This window comes from Bacteroides mediterraneensis, from assembly GCF_016900355.1.
GTDB lineage: Bacteria > Bacteroidota > Bacteroidia > Bacteroidales > Bacteroidaceae > Phocaeicola.
The window spans coordinates 204,237-226,061 of record NZ_JACJKA010000002.1 but is presented as its reverse complement, the minus strand read 5'-3'; the positions used below and the strand labels follow the sequence as shown (position 1 = coordinate 226,061).

The 21,825-nt window shown below is 45.2% G+C and carries 16 protein-coding genes; 4 read left to right on the top strand and 12 right to left on the bottom strand.

Going from position 1 to position 21,825, the window contains the following annotated elements; genetic code table 11:
- Positions 1–10 precede the first annotated feature (10 nt).
- Together H6A28_RS02760 and H6A28_RS02755 are read right to left on the bottom strand one after the other, a co-directional pair.
- Positions 11–1,873 (bottom strand): RagB/SusD family nutrient uptake outer membrane protein, encoded by a 1,863-nt coding sequence (locus H6A28_RS02760; RefSeq protein ID WP_204475765.1) that lies wholly within the window; start codon positions 1,871–1,873, stop codon positions 11–13.
- A gap of 28 nt (positions 1,874–1,901) precedes the next feature.
- On the bottom strand, positions 1,902–5,117 hold the full coding sequence (locus tag H6A28_RS02755; protein WP_204478733.1) for a SusC/RagA family TonB-linked outer membrane protein: 3,216 nt from the start codon (positions 5,115–5,117) through the stop codon (positions 1,902–1,904).
- 303 nt (positions 5,118–5,420) lie between these two features.
- On the opposite strand from H6A28_RS02755, the gene H6A28_RS02750 reads away from it, so the two are divergent.
- Positions 5,421–9,377, top strand: coding sequence for a hybrid sensor histidine kinase/response regulator transcription factor (locus tag H6A28_RS02750; protein WP_204478732.1), 3,957 nt, complete (start codon positions 5,421–5,423; stop codon positions 9,375–9,377).
- Positions 9,378–9,474: 97 nt separating this feature from the next.
- On the opposite strand, the gene recG is transcribed toward H6A28_RS02750, so the two are convergent.
- The 7 genes from recG to H6A28_RS02715 are packed head-to-tail and all read right to left on the bottom strand — an operon-like array spanning position 9,475 to position 15,526.
- On the bottom strand, positions 9,475–11,574 hold the full coding sequence (recG, locus tag H6A28_RS02745; RefSeq protein WP_204478731.1) for an ATP-dependent DNA helicase RecG: 2,100 nt from the start codon (positions 11,572–11,574) through the stop codon (positions 9,475–9,477).
- Positions 11,574–12,242 (bottom strand): 2-C-methyl-D-erythritol 4-phosphate cytidylyltransferase, encoded by a 669-nt coding sequence (locus H6A28_RS02740; protein ID WP_204478730.1) that lies wholly within the window; start codon positions 12,240–12,242, stop codon positions 11,574–11,576. The genes recG and H6A28_RS02740 overlap by 1 nt, the downstream gene beginning before the upstream one ends.
- On the bottom strand, positions 12,242–12,790 hold the full coding sequence (locus H6A28_RS02735) for a DJ-1 family glyoxalase III (RefSeq protein WP_177867293.1): 549 nt from the start codon (positions 12,788–12,790) through the stop codon (positions 12,242–12,244). Before H6A28_RS02735 ends, H6A28_RS02740 begins: the two co-directional genes overlap by 1 nt.
- Before the next feature lie 25 nt (positions 12,791–12,815).
- On the bottom strand, positions 12,816–13,652 hold the full coding sequence (locus tag H6A28_RS02730) for a TonB family protein (protein WP_204478729.1): 837 nt from the start codon (positions 13,650–13,652) through the stop codon (positions 12,816–12,818).
- A 14-nt stretch (positions 13,653–13,666) separates the two neighbouring features.
- The gene (locus H6A28_RS02725) at positions 13,667–14,083 is read right to left on the bottom strand and encodes an ExbD/TolR family protein (protein ID WP_204478728.1); all 417 of its coding nucleotides are present in this window, start codon (positions 14,081–14,083) and stop codon (positions 13,667–13,669) included.
- Between the two features lie 6 nt (positions 14,084–14,089).
- On the bottom strand, positions 14,090–14,809 hold the full coding sequence (locus H6A28_RS02720; protein ID WP_072541575.1) for a MotA/TolQ/ExbB proton channel family protein: 720 nt from the start codon (positions 14,807–14,809) through the stop codon (positions 14,090–14,092).
- Positions 14,810–14,812: 3 nt separating this feature from the next.
- Complete coding sequence (locus H6A28_RS02715; RefSeq protein ID WP_204477183.1) at positions 14,813–15,526, bottom strand: pyridoxine 5'-phosphate synthase; 714 nt, start codon at positions 15,524–15,526, stop codon at positions 14,813–14,815.
- A 197-nt stretch (positions 15,527–15,723) separates the two neighbouring features.
- Between H6A28_RS02715 and H6A28_RS02710 the strand changes: the two genes are divergently transcribed.
- On the top strand, positions 15,724–16,611 hold the full coding sequence (locus H6A28_RS02710) for an NAD kinase (protein WP_177867296.1): 888 nt from the start codon (positions 15,724–15,726) through the stop codon (positions 16,609–16,611).
- A 62-nt stretch (positions 16,612–16,673) separates the two neighbouring features.
- Here H6A28_RS02710 and H6A28_RS02705 read toward each other — a convergent pair whose 3' ends face one another.
- Together H6A28_RS02705 and H6A28_RS02700 are read right to left on the bottom strand one after the other, a co-directional pair.
- A complete protein-coding gene (locus H6A28_RS02705; RefSeq protein ID WP_204477187.1) occupies positions 16,674–18,329 on the bottom strand; it encodes an AMP-binding protein in 1,656 nt (551 codons plus the stop codon).
- A gap of 20 nt (positions 18,330–18,349) precedes the next feature.
- Complete coding sequence (locus H6A28_RS02700) at positions 18,350–18,904, bottom strand: helix-turn-helix domain-containing protein (RefSeq protein ID WP_204477189.1); 555 nt, start codon at positions 18,902–18,904, stop codon at positions 18,350–18,352.
- A gap of 93 nt (positions 18,905–18,997) precedes the next feature.
- On the opposite strand from H6A28_RS02700, the gene H6A28_RS02695 reads away from it, so the two are divergent.
- Both H6A28_RS02695 and H6A28_RS02690 read left to right on the top strand, forming a co-directional pair.
- The gene (locus tag H6A28_RS02695; protein WP_204477191.1) at positions 18,998–19,387 is read left to right on the top strand and encodes a hypothetical protein; all 390 of its coding nucleotides are present in this window, start codon (positions 18,998–19,000) and stop codon (positions 19,385–19,387) included.
- Between the two features lie 24 nt (positions 19,388–19,411).
- Positions 19,412–20,548, top strand: a complete 1,137-nt coding sequence (locus H6A28_RS02690; RefSeq protein ID WP_204477192.1) for a Gfo/Idh/MocA family protein — start codon at positions 19,412–19,414, stop codon at positions 20,546–20,548.
- Between the two features lie 13 nt (positions 20,549–20,561).
- Here the strand turns inward: H6A28_RS02690 and proB are convergent, their stop codons facing one another.
- Entirely contained in the window at positions 20,562–21,656 is a 1,095-nt protein-coding gene (gene proB / locus H6A28_RS02685) for a glutamate 5-kinase (protein WP_204478753.1), read from the bottom strand.
- Positions 21,657–21,825 lie beyond the last annotated feature (169 nt).

Sequence of the window (21,825 nt, the reverse complement as noted above, 5' to 3'; positions counted from 1 at the left end):
TATAAGCTTTTCAATAACCAAAGTTATTATCCGTGATACCCGGATTTGCATCTCTTTCCGTATCAGGAATCGGTAACAATAGATTCTTCTTCAAATAATCATCCGTCAAATTACCCTCATTATAAAGACGGTCTGTCCATTTCTGAGCAGAAGTCTTATAATATGCATCTGATGCCTTTGTAAACTCATGATTATTATGATATTGCAAAGCTTTCTTCAAGTATTCAGTACCTTTGACACGAAGTAATTCATACATAGAAGGTTCTCCATCTAATTCAAACAAGAATTCGAAATAAATCTTTTCACTGACTTCATCTTTAGTCAACTGTTTTGACCATGCCTTCGGTTCAACACCATTGCCACCTTTCGACTCACGCGCACGTTTCAGCACCTCTTCCACCAAGTCAATAGCCTTTGAAGTATCACCCAGTTCATTATACACATCAGCCATAAGCAGCAACATTTCTGCATAACGATATACCATCAGGTTCTTGTGAGAAGAAGTTCCTTGCTGATTAGGATCGTACAATTTCATATGAGCAGGCCATGCCATCTGATTACCACTCTCTGCATATTTTTTCTGTATGCCTTTCAAAGCCTTGATATATGCTTTTTCCTGCGGAGTTTTTCCGTCTGCTTCATTCAGATTGTTCAGATAATTCAAGTCCGGATTAGTCGGATCACTGAATTTCTCATAAGGTAATCTACCTACATATTGCTTTGCAGCCACAGCCTTCCCATTCTTGTAAATAGAATCGTACACAGCTACTTCTTTACCATCTACTGTCTTTGTACCTAACTGGACAGTATATGTAAAATAAGGATAATAATAGACAGAATCGTTTGCTGACGGCTGATCGCCAACTTGAGCTTTAGGCTCTGCTTTATTGTTTCCACCACGATCTCTATGTACTGTCAAGAATGTTGCAGCTATACGAGGATCGCCTGGATAAGTACCCTGGTGCATGTCATAAGCAGCTTTTGTCGCACGGTATGTACTCCAGCATACGCCTGGTGTTGAACCAGTCGGTGAGAAACGGTTGCTGGCACGGTTGAAGCAAGAAGGAGAGTTCAAAGCGAAATTCAGCTGAAAAATAGCTTCCTTCGAAGTAGTCACCCAGTCTCCGAACAAATCAGAAAAGTTCTTTTCCAATGCAAATACATGGCTGTTGTAAACAGCATCAAACATCTCCTTCGCATTCTGCAGATTATTGTTCGTATCAATACCCAGTTTTGCCATTTTATAATATACCTTCCCTAAGAATGCCTTTACTCCCCAAGAATTAATACGTCCAACCTCAGACGTTTCGCTAATAGTCATAGCATCTTTCAAATCTGTTACAACCTGATTCAAAACTTCCTCTTTCGGGGTACGAGCCATTGATATACCTTCTGAAGTAGAAGCAACCGTTTTCAAGGGTACGTCTCCCCAAAGAGATACCAGATTATAATAAGCCAATGCACGGAGAAATTTTGCTTCACCACCATACTGATTCTTAATATCATCACTCAATCCACTGGATGCCAGGTTTTCCAAAAAGGCGTTGGTTTCAGAAACCACTTTATACATACCATTCCATGTAGTAGAAATCAATCCGTCACTGGACAATGCCTGTAAGGACACAATACCATCATTTCCACTACGTTGTGACCATGCAAATCCTGCACCACTAATAGGGATTTCCTGAAAATGCTGACCATAAGCTGATGTAGAGGTCATATACGAATAGCATCCCAGCAGAGCCAACTGCGCGCTCGATTCAGACGAGAAGACTACAGTATTATTCTGTGAATATAGCGGATCTTCATCCAAACAAGACGAAAGACTGGAAGCCGCTACTATAGATAATATCAAATATTTATATAGTTTCATAACGCAATACTTTATTAAATCCAATTTATTAGAATGTTACATTCAGTCCAAATACAAACTGACGAGGAGTAGGATAAGAGCTCATGTCTACACCCGGACGTAATCCATCGAAAGCAAAGCTGTTTACTTCAGGATCATATCCACTATAATCCGTAATGATGAATGCATTCTTTACAGAAGCAAAAATAGATGTATTCTGGAAACCGATTTTCTTCATCCATGCTGAAGGGAGTGTGTAATTTAAAGTAATATCTGAACATCTCAAATAGCTGACATCTTCTACATAACGATCCATTACCATGTTCTGAACAATGAAGTTAGAAGAAGGATACAGGTTTGAATGATTTTCAGGAGTCCACATACCTTCAAAGGCTTTTTTCGATACCGTACCGGCTTTCTGTCCCGGAGTATTGATATAACGGTTGTTTACATTGATAACATCACGGTCTTGTACACCATTGAAGGCAGCGCTCAAAGTCAGTCCCTTCCAAGATAAAGAAGTCTGGAAACCATATGTAAATCCTGGATTCGGGTCACCGATAATATCTCGGTCAGAAGTATTTACAGTACCATCACCATTTCTATCTACAAATTTGATATCACCTGCTACTGGAGTACTTCCGTTTACATCTTTATAGTAACCTATTGAACCGTCTTCTTTGATAAATTTTACCCCTTCATCAGTGATATCTTCTGGCTGTACGATACCCTGTGTTACATAACCAAGGAACAATCCCGGAGCCTCACCTTGCAAGAATACATGTCCTACCCCAAAGTGGTCGCCCAGTGAGTTGCCATAGTAACCAACGCGTTCACCTAAACATCCGAAATCAGAAGGCAGCAAACCCAGATTTACAATCTTACTCTTATTTTTTCCAATATTACCAGTAAGACTCCATTTCCAATCCTTCGTATCAATAATCTGAGCTGTCAAAGAAAATTCTATACCCTTATTATCCAATGAACCCTGGTTATAATAAGTAGAACTAAATCCAGCAGAACCTGGCAGAGAGCGAGATATCAACAGATCATTTGTACGCTTTACATAAAAATCAAATGTACCACTTAAACGTGACCGGAACAAGCCAAAATCGAAACCTGCATTCCATGAAGAAGTCTTTTCCCAAGTCAAACCATCATTCGGCAAGTTTGTAATCTGCAATACAGATTCCTGGTCACCCGTTCCATTACCATAATGATAGTTACCATCTGAGCCATACATTGAAAACGTTGAATAAGGATCAATACTCTGATTACCTGTTACACCATAGCTTAAACGAACCTTCAACTGATTCATCCAATCTACATCTTTCAAGAATTCTTCCTGTTCCATACGCCATGCTACAGAAGCTGAAGGGAAATAACCCCAACGGTTTCCTTTACCGAACTTACTGGAACCATCGGCACGTAATGAAGCTGCAATCAAATATTTGTCGAGGAAAGTCAAGTTAAGACGTCCCAGATATGATAACAATTGATAATCCTTCTGAGTCGGAGCCAAATGCTGTACATTACCAGCCATATGAAGTCCGTTTTCTCTCAAATCAAACATCGTAAATTGAGTTCCATTCGTATTTTCACTCAGGAAGTTATAATCATCGTAAGTAACACCCACTGTAGCATCCAAATTGACAATAGAACCCAATTTTGTATTGTAGTTCAACACATTTTCAATAGTTACATTACTCTTGTTTAAGTCTGTCAGGGCCAGATAACCATTGTTATTCATTCCTTGATACAACTGCAAGCCATACCAACGTTTACGGTCATTCATGTTCAGATTACCACCTACACGCAGATTGTAACGTAAACCTTTTACTATATTCCATGACAAATCCATAGAAGCATTGAATGTCTTATCATTAGCCACATCCACATAGTCATTCAACCAGCTGAATACAGTTGTCTTATTTTCTGAGTTGAAAGAAGGGTCATCTTCCGGCATCTCAAACGGAGCATAATCAAGAGCTGTACGAGAAATAGCTGTTGTGGAACCACCCAATGTACTACCACCGGCCATCATATTGTTTTGACGAAGAGAACCACTTAATGTCATGTTCAAATGTACAGTTTTCGACAAATCCATACCAATATTGGCACGCAAGTCGCCTTGTTTCAAACCGGTCTGTTTCACAGTACCGTTAATATCCTTAAAGTTCGCAGAAATATAATAAGTTGTTTTATCGCTACCGCCACTCACTGACAAAGAGTAGTTCTGAGAAAAAGCAGATGTATAAATTTCCTTCTGCCAGTTACGATAACTAATCAGATGATAAGTATCCGGATTATTAGGATCATAATTAGCCAAAGCATCATTAAATACATATCTCACTTCGTCACCTACCACATAGAAAGGATATTGACCATTTGAGATACGTGAGTTTATGTAAGCAGCATGTTCTGTAAGATTGGTCATCTCCATCAATCTTGAAGGTTCTGCAATAGTAAAGTTAGCAGATACATTTACTTTTGCTTTACCTTGTTTACCTTTCTTGGTAGTAATCAAGATAACACCATTTGCACCACGAGAACCATAAATAGCGGTAGAAGAAGCATCCTTCAAGATAGTAATATCTTCAATATCTGCAGGATTCAATGAAGCCAAAGGGTCTTGGTTAATCTGGAAGTCACCACTGATACCAGAAGAAGCAAATTCGCCTGCAGAAGCCTGCGGTACATTATCAATCACATACAAAGGCTGGTTATCACCACGCAAAGAGCTGGCACCACGAATCGTGATAGAAGAAGCAGAACCTGCCATGGCAGAAGTAGAACTAACTACCAATCCAGCAACCTTACCTGACAAAAGATTATCAAGTGAAGTTGCCTTCGCTGCATCGTTAGCATCGGGTTTCATCGTTGTCAAGGCACCTGTTAAATCACCTTTACGAGCTGTACCGTAACCTACTACTACCACTTCATCAAGTACTTCCGTATCTTCCTTCAATACAACACGAATACCTGTCTGTTTAGTAATCTTCACGTCCTGGGTTGAATAACCTACAAAAGAAACGACCAATGTATTGCCGATCTTAGCTTTCAAAGAAAAATTTCCATCATAATCAGTTATTGTACCATTCGAAGTTCCTTTAACTTGAACGGTAGCTCCAATCACACATTCACCTTTTTCGTCAACGACTTGTCCTGTTATCATTCCGTCCTGAGCCACAGCTGCAAAAGGAAGCATCAACAAGAACATCAAGAAAATACAAACCGAATGTAACTTAAATCGTATTTGTTCCATAGTTCTATAAAGTTAATAATGTTTTTTAATACCGCGGTTAATTTTTTATACGACAAAAGTGAGAAATTTAGTTTCTTTTAATGTACTAAAATCAATAATTTATCTCTGAAAATCAATAAAAGACTCTTCCCGTATTAGCTCCAATGGCTAATTAGCTAAAAATGGACTCATCTTAGCTAAAAATGGAGGATATCATACTACATACCACAATTAACCATTCCATTTTAACCCATAGAAAACCATAAAATGATTATCCAATTCCACTAAATTTCGTATTTTTGCTTTCAAAGTTTTGCTATAACCATGAAGAGTCGTATCATTAATAGAATCGTTCCTTTCTTACTATTATTCTTTCTGCCAACACCAATCAGCATACAGGCAGATGAACTTTTATATAAGCAGTTATCAATATCGAATGGATTTCCTGCATATATTCAACACATCTATGCGGAAGAGAACGGTTTTGTATGGATTAGCAGCAAACAAGGATTGGAAAAATTCAATGGTTATGAACTAAAAACTTATTTTCATGAAGAAGGGAATCCTTTTTCCTTACCTGGAGATAAAATATACCAAATAGAAGAAGACAGTTTACACACTCTTTGGATTCTAACCGACAATGGAACCGTACATTACCAACGAGAAACAGATTGTTTCATTCCAGTATTAGATGAAAATAGAAACATCATCAAAGCAACAGCACTATGTAAACTAAAAGAAAAAACTTTATTGGCCGACCATAATACTTTTTATCAATACGACTATCATAAAAAACAAGCAAAAACCTTATTCCATTCAAGCACTTTCCCTATTCGTGAAATAATGCCATGGGACGACCACACACTACTCTGCTCAACCCAATGGCAAGGCACTCTTCTTTTTGATATCACAACAGGGAAAAAGAAAAGATCTCCTTTACCCAATGAACAAGAAATCACACATGTCTTGATAGACCATAAAGGTTATGTATGGGTTACATCCTATAATAAAGGTATTAATTGCTTTGACCGGCAAGGCAACCTCTTGGCAAGCTACAATACAGAAAACCAAAAATTAAGTCACAATGTTGTCTTGTGCTTAAGTGAACACAATGGGAAAATATGGGCAGGAACTGATGGAGGAGGAATCAACATCATTGATCCTCACACAAAATCAGTAACAGTTCTAAAGCATCTGTCAGGGGATAAATATTCATTACCGATAAATTCAATATTAAGTTTGTATCAACGTGAAGGACAAGAAAACACATGGGCAGGAAGTGTAAAAGGCGGACTTATCAATATCCGTCGTGCCATTGTGCGTTCATATTCTGATGTTCCACTCGGATATACTAATGGATTGAGCGAAAAGGCAATTCTCAGTTTTTTCCAGGAACCAGAATCAGATGACATATGGATAGGAACAGACGGAGGAGGGGTAAACCGATTCAATCCACATACAAAACAATTCATACATTATCCCGCAACCTATGGAGAGAAAGTAGTTTCACTATGCCGTTACTCTCACCAAGAATTATTGATTTCCCTTTTCTCGAAAGGTGTATTTCTCTTCAACAAACAAACAGGTAAAATACGTCCACTCAATAAAACAAATGCAGTAATTAACCAAATAGCTTTATATGGCCGGAAAGGAATCAATCTGTACCAAGATGAGACAGAGTCCGTTCTACTACTTTCGACCCAAATACACAGATATTACTTGAAAAGTGGAAGAATACAGCAATTAAGTGACAGTCAAATTTCCATTGAAGGGCAAACTATTCCCATTGGATACGATAGTTTAAAAACATATTTGTACGATTTGAAGCATATCTACAGCATTAACCATCAAAACAATAAAATAGAAACAATTTATACTTCTACTCAAAAATATCCTATTGAATGTGTTTCCAAAGACACACACGGTATCTTCTGGATTGGATTTCCTGACAAAATTTTCCGTTACAATCCGCGAACCCAATCAGAAGTTCAAATAAATACTCCACAACTGGAAAATATCACTGCACTAATCTGCGACCACCAACAACGAGTATGGATCGGCACGAATGAAGAATTATTTGTATGGCTCGACGGTGAAAACAAGCTGATCTCTTTAGACTCATCCGATGGTGCCGATGACAATGAGTTCTTGAAAAAAGCCGTATGGGCTTCTCCACAAGGTGATATCTATATGGGAGGTATCAACGGTATGGTATATATCGACGGGGACAAAAGTAAAATCACCATCCCCACCCCTCCTGTATTGAAGTTAACAGATATCATCAGTAATAACAAAAGTTATCTTTCTGATATTAAGCCAGGAAAAAACTCACTACACTTATCTTTCGACAATAAAACCATTATTATCAAAGTAATGGCCTATGAAAGTAATATATTCAGGAAAAAAGTATATCGATGGTATATTAACGGGAAAGAAAAATCAGTCACAGATAGCAAGTTTCCAGAACTGACACTGCGTTCACTGACTCCAGGTACCTACCAAATCTCAGTATCTTGCAGTACAAAAGACGGTTCATGGACACCTCCTAAACAAGTCATCGAGTTTCATATTCCACCCGTATGGTATCAAACATGGTGGTTTACTCTCTTATTGGTACTGCTTCTTGCAGTATTACTTATCGCCTTCATTCTTTATCTGTTAAATCGTAAAGAAGAACGAATGAAAGCCGATTTACAAGAACATAAGCAAAAGATTTATGAAGAAAAAGTACGATTTCTAATAAATATCAATCATGAGTTACGTACGCCTTTGACACTGATTTATACCCCATTAAGTCAGCTGGTAAAAACAGTTCCTCAAGATAGCCCTATATATTCCACTCTCAGAAGTATCTTAAAACAATCCAAGCGAATGAAAGAACTGCTGAACATGGTATTGAACCTGAGAAAAATGGAAATGGAACAAATTAAACTAAATATACAATCCTATCCGCTAAATAATTGGATAAAGGAAATTGCAACCGATTTCAAATACGAAGAAGAAGATAAACAGGTCACTATTATTTATGACCTTTCTCCCGAAATCGGAGAAGTCGAATTCGATCAGGAACATCATATCATCATCCTTACAAACCTGATAGTCAATGCATTCAAACATAGCCCTCAGAACAGTTGCATCACACTAAGAACCGAACTGACCAAAGACAAACAGTCTGTACGTATCTCAGTCATCGATCAAGGGGAAGGTCTACAAGGAGTAAACACCAAGAAACTCTTTACACGCTTTTATCAAGGTGAGAACGAAAGGACGGGAAGTGGCATCGGACTATCCTATGCCAAAATTCTGGTAGAAATGCACAAAGGCCAGATTGGCGCATATAATAATTTTGAAGAAGGAGCATGTTTCTGGTACGAACTCCCCATTCATGCTGAATCGCCCGAAATATGTCCACCTCGTGAATATCTGAATGACATTACCTCTGCAACTACAGAAAACGAACAGGCAATTACTTCAATAGTCAATTCTATAAATACCCAAGATTATTCATGCCTATTTGTCGATGATAATGAGAACATACGTCAATTGGTAGTAGAAAGTCTAAAAGACAGTTTCAAAAACTTATACCTGGCTTCAAATGGGAAACAGGCTTTACAAATTGCACTCAAAGAAATACCTGATATTATCATCAGTGATATCATGATGCCTGAAATGAACGGATACGAATTATGCCGTAAAATCAAGGAGGACATGAATATCAACCATATTCAGGTAATTCTGCTTACCGCACGCACCGATGAACAAAGCCATTTGGACGGATATAAAATCGGAGCAGACGCCTACATTGAAAAACCATTCGAAATCAGTTCCTTGCTGGAATGTGTACAAAACCGGCTCTACTTACGTAAACAAATCCGGTTAAAATATACCCATAACTCCATAATTACTGAAACAGACAAACCGACGACCTCAGCCGATGATGCTTTCTTGTTTAAGTTGAACAAAGTCATCATCGATAACATGGAAAACGAAAATCTGAACATCGAATTTATCAGTCAAAAATTAGGTATCAGTCGAGCATCATTATACAATCGTCTAAAAGCTTTGACTGATATGGGAGCTAATGAATATGTCAATAAACTACGGATAGATAAAGCGATGGAATTACTCCGGAAAAACGAACTCAGTATCACTGAAATAGCCGAATGTACCGGTTTCTCTACCAGCCGATATTTCAGTACTACTTTTAAGAAATATACAGGCATTACTCCAACCAAGTATAAAGAGTCACCCGACAGTTTTAAGAGTTCGTCGGGCAAATAAGACTATTTCGTTTCTGTACCAAAGACATCCTCATAAAAGCTTATCACATTTTCTCTAAAGGATTTGTATTTAACCAAATAGCCCCAAACAGTCACAATCAAGATATTACCGACCAGTTCACATTCTTCTTCCGGAGTTCTTTCAGCTGCTGCCAGACAATTCGGTTCTCCGGTTTCACCCCTTCGGGATCATCCTCTAACAGACGTTCGGCAATACCACGGACATATTGCAGCAACTGACCGTCTTTGGCAATGTCGGCAATCTTCAAGTCGAAGGCCACCCCACTCTGCTGGGTACCTTCCAAATCACCGGGACCGCGCAGTTTCAAATCGGCTTCGGCAATCTCAAAACCGTCATTGGTCTGCACCATGATTTCGATGCGCTTGCGGGTTTCTTCCGACAGCTTGTATCCGGTCACCAGAATGCAATACGACTGGTCAGCCCCCCGGCCTACCCGTCCGCGCAACTGGTGCAGCTGGGAAAGCCCGAAGCGTTCGGCATTTTCAATGACCATCACCGAGGCATTAGGCACATTCACCCCGACCTCAATCACGGTAGTAGCTACCATAATCTGGGTTTCGTTGGCCAGGAAACGCTGCATCTCTTCTTCTTTCTCTGCCGGTTTCATCTTGCCATGTACCTTGCTGACCTTATATTCAGGAAACTCCTCACAGATGTGCATATAACCTTCTTCCAGGTTCTTAATGTCCATCTTCTCGCTTTCCTGAATCAGCGGATACACGATGTACACTTGACGCCCTTCCTGAATCTGTTTCCGAATAAACTCGTACATGCTTTTCCGGCGGTTGTCAAACTGATGGATGGTCTGGATGGGTTTTCGGCCGGGAGGCAGCTCGTCGATGACCGACACGTCGAGGTCGCCATACAAGGTCATGGCCAGTGTACGAGGAATCGGAGTGGCCGTCATGACCAGCACATGGGGAGGACAGGTATTCTTACCCCACAGCTTGGCCCGCTGAGCGACTCCAAAGCGATGCTGCTCGTCAATGACCACCAGTCCCAACGAAGAGAAGTTGACGGTATCTTCAATCACGGCATGCGTGCCAATCAAGATATGCACATCCCCTGTTAATAAGTCCCGGAGGATTGTTTCACGGCGCTTGCCTTTCACGTTGCCGGTCAGCAGTTCTACCCGCACCGGCATCCCTTCCAAAAAGTGGCGGATGGTTTCATAATGCTGGGTAGCCAAAATCTCAGTAGGAGCCATCATGCAGGCTTGGAAACCGTTGTCCAAGGCTATCAGCATGGTCATCAGGGCCACCAGGGTCTTTCCGCTGCCCACGTCACCTTGCAACAGTCGGTTCATCTGCCGACCGCTCCCCATGTCACGACGCATTTCCTTGATGACACGCTTCTGTGCCCCCGTCAGTTGGAAAGGCAGATGATGGGCATAAAAGGTATTGAAAATCTCACCTACATGCTCGAACACCAGTCCGCGGAACTTGTTACGGCGCTCCTTGGTGTAACGGAGAATGTTGAGCTGCACGTAGAACAATTCCTCAAATTTCAGCCGATACTGGGCTTTGCGGAGCAATTCCGGATTCTGCGGGAAATGAATGTTATATAATGCATCCGTCAGGGGCATCAGCTGATGGGTCGCAATCAAGGAAGGACTCAAGGTCTCTTCAAAGGTTTCCTTCTGCAAGACCTGAAAAAGATTCTTCATCAGCTTTTCCAGCGCATGTGAGTTCAGGCTGGTACGCTTCATCTTTTCCGTGGTATTGTAGTAGGGCTGAAGGCCCATGGTGGAAAGAATGAGTTCCTGCGCCGGGTCGATGTCAGGATGCGCCACGTTGATGCGCCCGTTGAACACTGTCGGCTTACCGAATACGATGTATTCCTCGTTAGCCTTGTACTTCCCGGTGATGTATTTCAACCCCTGAAACCACACCAGATCCACCACCCCCGTACCATCAGTAAAATGTCCCACCAGCCGACGCTGACGGCCTTCACCGAACGTTTCAAAACTCAAAATCCGTCCACGCAACTGAATATAAGGCATATTGCCGTCAATCTCGTGGATGTAGTACAGACGACTTCGGTCCACATACTTGTAGGGGAAATAATACAACAGGTCGCGTAAGGAATAGATGTTCAATTCCTTATTCAGCAGAGCCGCCCGCTGCGGTCCTACCCCCGGTAAATATTTCACGTCACGTGTGGATAAGTCAAACATCAGTCGTCGATAAGAGATTCTGCTACTTTCAAGTCAAAAGGAGTGGTGAGTTTGATATTTTCCCGATTGCCAGGCACTAAGTGTACCGGCTGATCCAATGCTTCCACCACCGAAGCATCGTCGGTAAAGAAGGGCTTGTATTCCTGGGCATAAGCCCGTTTCAGCAGTTCCACCGTAAAGACCTGCGGTGTCTGCACCAGCTTGTATTCATTGCGCGATACGGTCTCACTGCCTCCTTCGGGCAACAGATGACGTACGGTTTCCACCACATCCGTCACTGGCACTACGGCCTGCAGGGTGTCGGCCTTCGCATAACAGTCCGCAATCACTTGGGAAGAGACAAAAGGACGAACTCCGTCGTGCACTCCGACAAATCCGTCTTCCTCTACCAGAGCCAGTCCGTTCTTCACGGAATGAAAACGGGTCTCTCCCCCCGCCGCAATCCGGTGAGGCAAGGTAAATCCGTATTCAGCACAAAGGTGCTCCCAGTAGGAACGCTGTTCCACCGGAAGCACCACAATCAGTTCAATCTGCGGGTCACAGGCATGAAAAGCCTCCAGCGTACGTATCAACACCGGCTTTCCTTTTACCGGTATGAACTGTTTGGGAATCTCTCCCCCCATACGCAGGCCTTTTCCTCCCGCTACCACAATGACATATTTCTTCATTATGCCAGCAACATTCCTTTTTTCACTTCAAGGGTCTTTTCTGCACCGGCATATTTTTCCAGAATAGCAAAGCCAAAGGCAGGCGCAGCACCCGGACCTTTACCCAAGATGAAGTTGTCAACAATTTCTACCATGTTGCCTGTATATTCTGCTCCTTCCAGGAACTTGTCGAAGCCCGGATAGCAGGTTGCTTTCTTGCCTTTCAGCAAACCACGTTTGCCATATACCAGCGGAGCGGCACAAATGGCAGCCAGCGGTTTTCCGGCAGCAGCGAAACTCATGATCAGCTTGTCCAGTCCGGCATGTGCATCCAAGTTGGTGGCACCTGGCAGTCCTCCGGGAAGTACAATCATTTCCACTTCGTCCTCTTTCAGGTCTTCAAACAACATATCGGCTACGATAGGTACCTGATGAGAGCTGGTTACGGTCTTATTGCCGGTTACAGACACGGTTTTTACATTCAATCCGCCTCTACGCATGATATCCAACGGGAACATGGCTTCCATTTCCTCGAAACCTTCAGCCAAAAAGATACAAACTGCTTTCATAAATCTATCTGTTTAGAATTAAAAATTATCTCAATTTAAAATAATAGGTGATGGTACCACTCTGGTTGTTCACCCCATCCACCGCATTGAAGCGGGCTTTCCGGGCCGCCTCTTCCGCTGCTCTCCGCAACGTCGGGTTCACCGTGTTTGTCCGCTTGTTGATACTGGTACTGATGACCTGTCCTGCGGGATTCACCACGATGGTTACTACCACACGGCCCTCATCCTGCACGTTGTACACCGGTACCGGAAGTTTTCCGCTGCCCAGTGAACGGCCATTCAGGTCGAAGGTACCATAACCGCCTACACCACTCGTCTTTCCAGTGGAGGAATTCCCGGTAGGACTTCCCTGCAAACCGGCACCGGAAGCATTTCCCTTGCTACCCATCTGAGAGCCTTTCCCAAAGGCACCGGCTATCTTGTTGGCAGCCGCCTGTGCCGCAGCCTTTTCCGCTTCAGCCCGTTTCTCCGCCTCAGTCTTCTCCTTCGGCTTGTTCACGGTCTGCGTTTCGGTCTTCACCGGCGTTTTCTTCGGCTGCTCCTTCTTGGGCGTTTCTTTTTTCGGAGTCTCCTTCTTCACCTGCAACGAAGGTTCATCCTGCTGCGTAATCATCGGCTGGTCTACGGCAGGTGTCTCCGCCGCTTCCTGCGCAGCAGGAGCTTCCGAAGGCATCATATCCACCTCGGTCAAGGTATAAGGGTCGGCTTCCCCTCCCGCCAGTTCCGTGTTGCCCAGCATCACGGGCACACCGCCTTCCTCCTGTTCTGCCGGTACGGTCAGCTTCAGAAGAAACAGCAGCAGCAACACCAGCAGGTGCAAAACCACCGTACATACAATTCCGATTACCTTATTTTTTTTCAACGTCACTCTGCTTTTTAGTTTTTATCCGGACGGCGAGTTGCCAAGACCATTTTGAAATGGTTCTCATTTGCAATGTTCAATATCCGGACGATTTCACGATACGGAATGGACTCGTCGGCGTACAAGGCCACATACATCTCCGGTTCTTTCCGGGCACATTTCTGAAGAAATGCGGGCACCTCGTCAATGGCCAGCGGCATTTCATCCTCGTTACCGAAGGCGCCGTAATAATTCAGGTCTTTGTCAATGATCACCCGTGCCATAGGCTTTGCCGAAGTCTGCTCCGAACCTTGCGGCAGAAGCACCTTGATGGCATTCGGCGATACCATGGTAGAAGTGATCATAAAAAATATCAACAGCAGAAATATCAGGTCGGTCATAGACGACATGCTGAAGCTGGGTGATATTTTCTGTCTTCTCTTTAATGCCATACGCGTTTATTTTTCAGTCGGTTCATTCAACAAGTCCATGAAAGCCAATGTGCGTGCTTCCATCTGACTCACCACCTTGTCTACACGGTATACCAAGTGATTGTAGGCAAACATTGTAGCAATACCTACCACCAATCCACCTACCGTAGTAATCATGGCTTCGTAAATACCGCTCGACAACAAAGTGATGTCGATGTTATTGCCCGCGTTGGCCATGTTCCAGAAGGCACGCACCATACCGGTCACCGTACCGAGGAATCCCAGCATCGGGGCCCCACTCGAAATGGTGGCCATGATAGACAAGCCGTTTTCCAGCTTGGCCACTTCAATGTTTCCGGTATTCTCGATGGCAGCCTGCACGTCGGCTACCGGACGGCCCATACGGGTGATTCCTTTCTCAATCATGCGAGCCGAAGGAGTGTTCGTAATGCGGCAATAGTTAATGGCCGACTTAATTTCACCCGACTTGATATAGTCGCGGATACGGTCCATAAACAAAGGGTCATCTTTTCCCGCCTTACGAATGGCTACTGCCCGTTCAAAGAAAATATAGAAAGCAATTACCGACATCACAGCCAGTACAATCATAATCCAGCCTCCCTTGCAGGCCATGTCCCAAAGATTCATCTGTGGCTCACCGGAAGAAACCGGAGTCAGCACCGGATTTGCTCCGGCCATCGTGTCGGCTACAGCCTGAGCGGCAGCCAGTAAAGTTAAAGTCATCATAATTTAACGAAGGCAATTTTTATATTCTTCAATGGTTTTCTTCAATCCTAAATACAATGCATCGCATATCAAGGCATGGCCGATGGAAACCTCATCCAGCCAAGGAATATGCTCATGGAAATACTTCAGGTTCACCAGACTCAAATCGTGTCCGGCGTTCAGTCCCATCCCCAGTTTATGTACGCGGTCGGCAGCTTCCACAAAAGGAGCCACAGCGGCTTCCGGATTTTTGGGATAAAGGGAAGCATAAGGTTCGGTGTACAGTTCCACCCGGTCGGCCCCTGTTTTGGCTGCATATTCAATCAGTTCCAAGTCTGTCCCCACAAAAATAGACGTACGGATACCTGCTTCTCCGAAAGTGTCCATCAGTTCCGTCAGGAATGCCTGATGTGTTTTGGTATCCCAACCACAGTTGGAGGTAATCTGATCGGGCGCATCCGGTACCAACGTCACCTGGGTAGGTTTCACCTTCAATACCAGATCGACAAACTCCTTTGAGGGATATCCTTCAATATTAAATTCCGTTTTCAATACTGGGCGCAAGGCATACACATCCGAATAGCGGATATGCCGTTCATCCGGACGAGGATGAACCGTGATACCTTCCGCCCCAAACTGCTCGCAGTCCAAGGCCACTTTCTCTACATCCGGGTTATTTCCGCCACGTGCATTACGAAGCGTAGCCACCTTATTTATGTTTACACTTAATTTAGTCATATTCCGTGAATTTCGTTATCTTTGCTCACGCGAAGACAGGATGCGGCCCGGCATAGTCCAATCTGAAAACTTTGTTTTCCGTTTGTCTCTGCCCTTGCCTTTCACTATCTTTGCATCAACATCGTGCAAAGTTAGCAGGTTTTACGAAAAACTTGACATGTTTATTCTTAAAAAGATTGATAAAAACGACACCCTATATGCAGCGAAAGATGAAATTCGCCCTCTTTGGAAACACGTATCAGGAACATAAATCAGCCCACGTGACCCATCTGCTGGAGATTCTCCGGCACAAGGAAGACCATATCTGTATTCACCGGGAATTTTACGAGTTCCTGCGCTTGCATACAAGTGCAGACCTGACAGGACTGGAGATTTTCAACGGTCACGATGACTTTACGGCGGATATGGCCCTCAGTATCGGTGGCGACGGCACTTTCCTGAAAACCGCCAGCCTGGTGGGTAACAAGGAAATTCCCATACTGGGTATCAACACCGGACGTCTGGGGTTCCTGGCCGATATTACCCCCGACCAGATGGAGGAAACTTTTGAAGAGATTCATCAGGGAATGTACTTGGCCGAACCGCGAAGGGTATTGAAACTGACCAGCAACGGACAGGTGCTGAAAGGATATCCCTACGGACTGAATGAAATCGCCATCCTGAAGCGCGACAGTTCATCCATGATTTCCATTCGGGCATACATCAACGGGGAATTATTGAATGTGTACCAAGCCGACGGACTGATTGTGGCCACTCCTACCGGGTCCACGGGTTATTCCCTCAGCGTAGGTGGCCCGATTTTAGTTCCCCAAAGCGGTACTATCAGCCTGACCGCCGTAGCCCCGCACAGCCTCAACGTACGTCCCATCGTGATTCGGGATGACTGGGAAATCACCTTAGAAGTGGAAAGCCGCAGCCACAATTTCCTGATTGCCATTGACGGTCGTAGCGAGACCTTCCGCGAAGGCAGTCGGCTGACCATCCGTCGGGGTGAACATTTCATCCGCATTGTGAAACGTTGCCATCACTCTTTCTTCAACACCTTGCGCGAGAAAATGATGTGGGGAGCCGATACACGCATCTGATTTTCTGACACAAAAAAGCCGGAACGCTTTACCGCATCCCGGCTTTCTGAGTTTCATTTCATTCAGGCATTGTCTTTTTCTCGAATTTCCACTCGGCGGATTTTACCACTGATGGTCTTCGGCAATTCGTCGACAAACTCAATGACACGCGGATATTTGTAAGGTGCCGTCACCCGTTTCACATGGTCTTGCAGTTCCTTCACCAGTTCCGGTCCGGCTTTCTGCTTGTAATCCTTTGCCAGTACGATGGTCGCCTTCACTACCTGCCCGCGAATTTCATCGGGCACACCCGTAATGGCACATTCCACCACCGCCGGATGAGTCATCAGGGCACTTTCTACTTCGAACGGGCCGATACGGTAACCCGAGCTTTTGATGACATCGTCGGCACGACCTACAAACCAGTAGTAACCGTCCTCGTCACGCCAGGCCACATCCCCCGTGTAATAGACTCCGTCGTGCCAAGCTTCGTGTGTCAAGGCCGGGTCACGATAGTATTCCTTGAACAAGCCCAGCGGTTTGCCCTTGTCGGTACGTACCACAATCTGTCCCTGTTCTCCGTCTTCTGCCGAGCGGCCGTCTGGCTTGAGCAGGTCAATGTCATACTGCGGATTAGGCACGCCCATACTGCCCGGTTTGGGCTCCATCCATGGGAAGGTAGCCAGTGTCAGGGCTGTTTCCGTCTGTCCGAAACCTTCCATCAACCGGATGCCCGTGATACGCTTGAAGGTTTCATACACAGAGTAATTCAAGGCTTCGCCTGCCGTGGTACAATATTCCAATGACGACAAATCGTACTTCGACAAGTCTTCCCGAATCAGGAAGCGGTAGATGGTAGGAGGCGCACAAAGCGAAGTGATATGATAATCATGGATTTTCTGCAAAATATCAGCCGGTGTAAACTTCTCATGGTCGTACACAAAGATATTGGCTCCGGCAATCATCTGCCCGTAGAGTTTTCCCCATACGGCCTTCCCCCATCCCGTATCGGCAATGGTGAAATGTAAGCTGTCTTCATGGAGGTTATGCCAGAAGCATCCCGTAGCAATATGTCCCAACGGATACGTGAAATCATGGGCCACCATCTTCGGTTCACCGGTTGTACCCGAGGTGAAATACATCAAAGAAATGTCGTCGTTGGTATTCACATGTGCCGGACGTACGAAAGGAGGGGCTGCCTCCATTCCTTTATGAAAGTCTTCAAAGCCTTCCGGATATTCCGGACCTACGCTTACCAGCCGTTCCACCGTTGGCGATTCGGGCATGGCATCCAGAATATGTTTCGTGATAACCGGCTCGCCGGCGGCCACAATCACCTTGATGCCCGCTGCCTGACAGCGGTACACAATGTCTTTCTTGGTCAGCAAATGCGTGGCCGGAATGGTGATGGCCCCAATCTTGTGCAAGGCAATGATGGAGAACCAGAATTCATAACGGCGTTTCAGAATCAGCATCACCTTATCGCCCTGCCCGATACCCAGGCTCTGGAAGTAGGAAGCCGTCATATCGGTATATTTCTTCAAATCTGCATACGTAAACTGAATGTGCTCGCCTTTATCGTTGGTCCAAAGCAAAGCGTTCTTTTCCGGACGTTCTGCCGCCCAAGCATCTACCACATCATAACCGAAATTGAAATTTTCCGGCACTTTTACCTTAAAATGTGCGATGAAGTCCTCTTGCGAGGTAAAATGAGTCTGTTCAACGAATCTTTCTAACATATATTTTTCAGTCTTAATTTCTACATTACAATTGCCAGGAATTTCACGGCCTTTCCGTCGAGGGCCTTCATGCCGTGCGGAAGAGAGGAGTCAAAATAAAGGCTGTCTCCCTGCTCCAAAATCAGGTCTCTCCCGTTAATGCTTAACAACATCCGGCCTTCCAGCACCATGTTGAACTCCTGACCGTAATGGGTATTATAATAAATAGGTGTATCCTCTGGCTTCGGCTCCACCGTCACCAAAAACGGGTCGGCCTTGCGGTTCCGAAAGCCGGAAGCCAGTGCCTGGTATTTGTAGGCTTTCGTACGTTCTACCGAGATGCCGGTTCCCCAGCGAGTCAAGAAATAAGAATTCATCTTGGGTTCTTCCCCAAACATCAGCACGTCCAGTGGAATGTCAAATTTCCGTGCAATTTGCTGCAAGGTACTGACGGAAATGTCAAAATCTCCCGACTCAATCTTACGGTACTGCTCTACTCGCAATCCACAACGGTCGGCCATTTCTTCCATACTCAGTTCCAAGGCATCGCGCAAGCCACGGATGCGTTCTCCTATCTGTCTTATCTGTTCATCCATAGTTCGATTTTTTAGTTCTTCCTTCAAAAATACGAAAGATTATGAAAAAGCAAGAAAAATATTTCGAACTTTGCAATCGAAAGACAAAAAACTATGATTCGACAAGATTATCTCATACGCATGATTCAGGAAATATTCGCCGCCATCGCGAATCTGATTCTCCGCCGAAAGCGCATCAGTCAAACAGACTGGGAAGAATACGAAAGTACCGCCCGGCAAATTTTAGGAATGACGCCCGAACAATTGGCGCAAATGGATTGCGAACGATTACTTGACCAATATCAGGACGGACAAGACGGCATTGAAAAAATAGAACTGGCGGCCATGATGATGCTGAAAATGGCAGAGGACACGAAAGACATCGTCCCCAAAGCCCGACTGCAACAGGAAGGAGTAGCCTTGTTGAAATACGTACAAGCGCACGGAAAGACTTACTCCCTGCCCCGTGAATTGCTGATCCAGTTTCTGGAGTCCAGACACTGATTACATTACCTAACCTTTCAAACAATGGAAACACTCAAAATCGCTTATATCGGCATGGGATACCGCGGCAAGCAACTGCTGGCCCTTACCCGCCACATTCCTTACTTCCAGGTAACCGCCATTGCCGACCCGGAAGCCCACGAAGAGGACTATGGCGTGCCTTGCTACAATCGGGGAGGTGACGACTATCAACGGATGATTGCCACGCATGCTCCGCAACTGGTATTCATTGCCTCACCCTGGCAACTGCACGTGCCTCATGCCCTGTATTGCCTGAAGGCTGGCTGCCATGTGGCGCTTGAAATCAAAGGAGGGCTTTCATTACACGAATACCAACCGCTTATTGAGCAGGCCGATGTCTGCGGAAAGGAGGTCTTTCCCTTGGAAAATACTCTTTTCCGTCAAGAAGTACTGGCCATGTACAATCTGGTCCGTGAAGGCGTGTTGGGAGAAATCGTACACCTGCGCGGCGGCTACCGCCATGACCTGCGCAACCTGCTGCTGGACGACAAAGGAAACCTGGGCAACCGGAAAAAGACGGAGAGTATCTGGCGAAGCAAGTTTTACCTGCAAGAAAACGGGGACCTCTACCCTACCCACGGTCTGGCTCCGCTCTGTCTCATTGCCGGCATTCCTCGCAAGGACCGCTTCGTCCGCCTCACCTCCTTTGCTTCCAAACCAGCCGGACTGCATCAGCGCATCCGGGATTTAGGGGGAAATGCACGGCCGACTGTTACCCAAGGAGACATCGTCCTAACACAGCTGGAAACGGCTTCCGGCGTATTGGTATCGCTTACGCACGACACCACCTTACCCCGCCCCCGAAGTCTTGACCTGGAGGTACAAGGCACGAAAGGAATCTGGCAGGGAGAATTGCAACGTATCTATATCGAAGGAAGAAGCCCCCACGAAACTTGGGAACCGGATGCACCTTACTTGCAACAATATACACATACTTACTGGAAACATTGGGGAGAAGAAGCGCTCCGCCTGGATACCCACCACGAGGGCATGGACTACATCATGCTCAAAGCATTGGAGGCAGATTTGAAACAGGAGCTCGCTTACCCGGCCGACCTGCGCGACTTGGCACTCTGGACTTCGGTTACTCCGTTATCCATCCAGTCCATCGCCGAGCACAGGACGGTTTCCATGGAATGAGGACGATTTAACCTCACTCCAGATAAAGGTAGTCATAGTGCACCAGCGGTTTCTGTCCGTGACGGCCGACCAGCAATACGGCCTCGGCAGAATCGGCCGACACACGTCCTACCCCGATTTGCTGTCCCTGTTCGTCCATGATACGTACGATGTCGTCCTTCTCAAAATCACCGGCCACCCGCGTCACCCCTACCGGAAGGATGCTGGTCGCCTTGCTGCCCCTGACGGCCTCCACCGCCTGCCGATTCAAATGCAGTTCACCTTTGGCAAAACCTTCACTATGGGCAATCCATTTCTTGACACTCGACACCTCTGCTGAGGCCGGGAGAAAACGGGTACATACCGTGGTATCGGGATGACACAACAAATCGAGCAGGATATTCTCTTTCTTTCCGTTAGCTATAATCACCGTAATGCCTTCATCGGCCACCTTGCGGGCAATGGTACTCTTGGTGAGCATGCCTCCTCTACCAAAACCAGATTTCTCGGTCTGGATGTAGTCGGAAAGATCTTTTCCCCGCTCCACGGTACGGATGACCGAAGTACCCGGCTGCGCAGGAGAGCCGTTGTAGATACCGTCGATGTTACTGAGAATAATCAGTGCCTGCATGTCCATCATCGAGGCAATCATGCCCGAAAGTTCGTCGTTATCGGTAAACATCAGTTCGGTGACGGAAATCGTGTCATTCTCGTTCACAATGGGAATCACTCCGTTCTCCAGCATCACCCGCATACAGTTACGCTGGTTCAGGTAGTGACGGCGGGTGGAAAAACTCTCCTTGGTAGTCAGCACCTGCCCTACTGTAATGCCGTGTTCGCGGAACAGTTCGTAATACCGGTTAATCAGTTTGGCCTGTCCCACGGCAGAAAAGAGTTGCCGCTGGTCCACACTGTCCAGTTTTTTCAAGGGTTTCAGCTCGCTTCTTCCGGAAGCCACCGCCCCGGAAGACACCAGCACCACCTCCACTCCGGCTTTGTACAACTCCGCCACCTGGTCGACCAAGGCCGACATACGGGTCACATCCAATGTACCGTCCCGACGGGTCAGCACATTACTGCCTATCTTTACGGCAATCCGTTTATATTGATAAGTTCCGTTCTCCACCATTGCTTTCAAACACTCATTATTTCATTTGTTTTACACGACAAATGTAACAAATACATTGGATAAACAAAACAATTTATCACCCTAAAAGGATATTCTTATGAAAGACTGTTTCCCGCCCTCCCACTGATTGAGAGAAACGTAAGCCCGTAAATACCAATCTTTCTCCGAT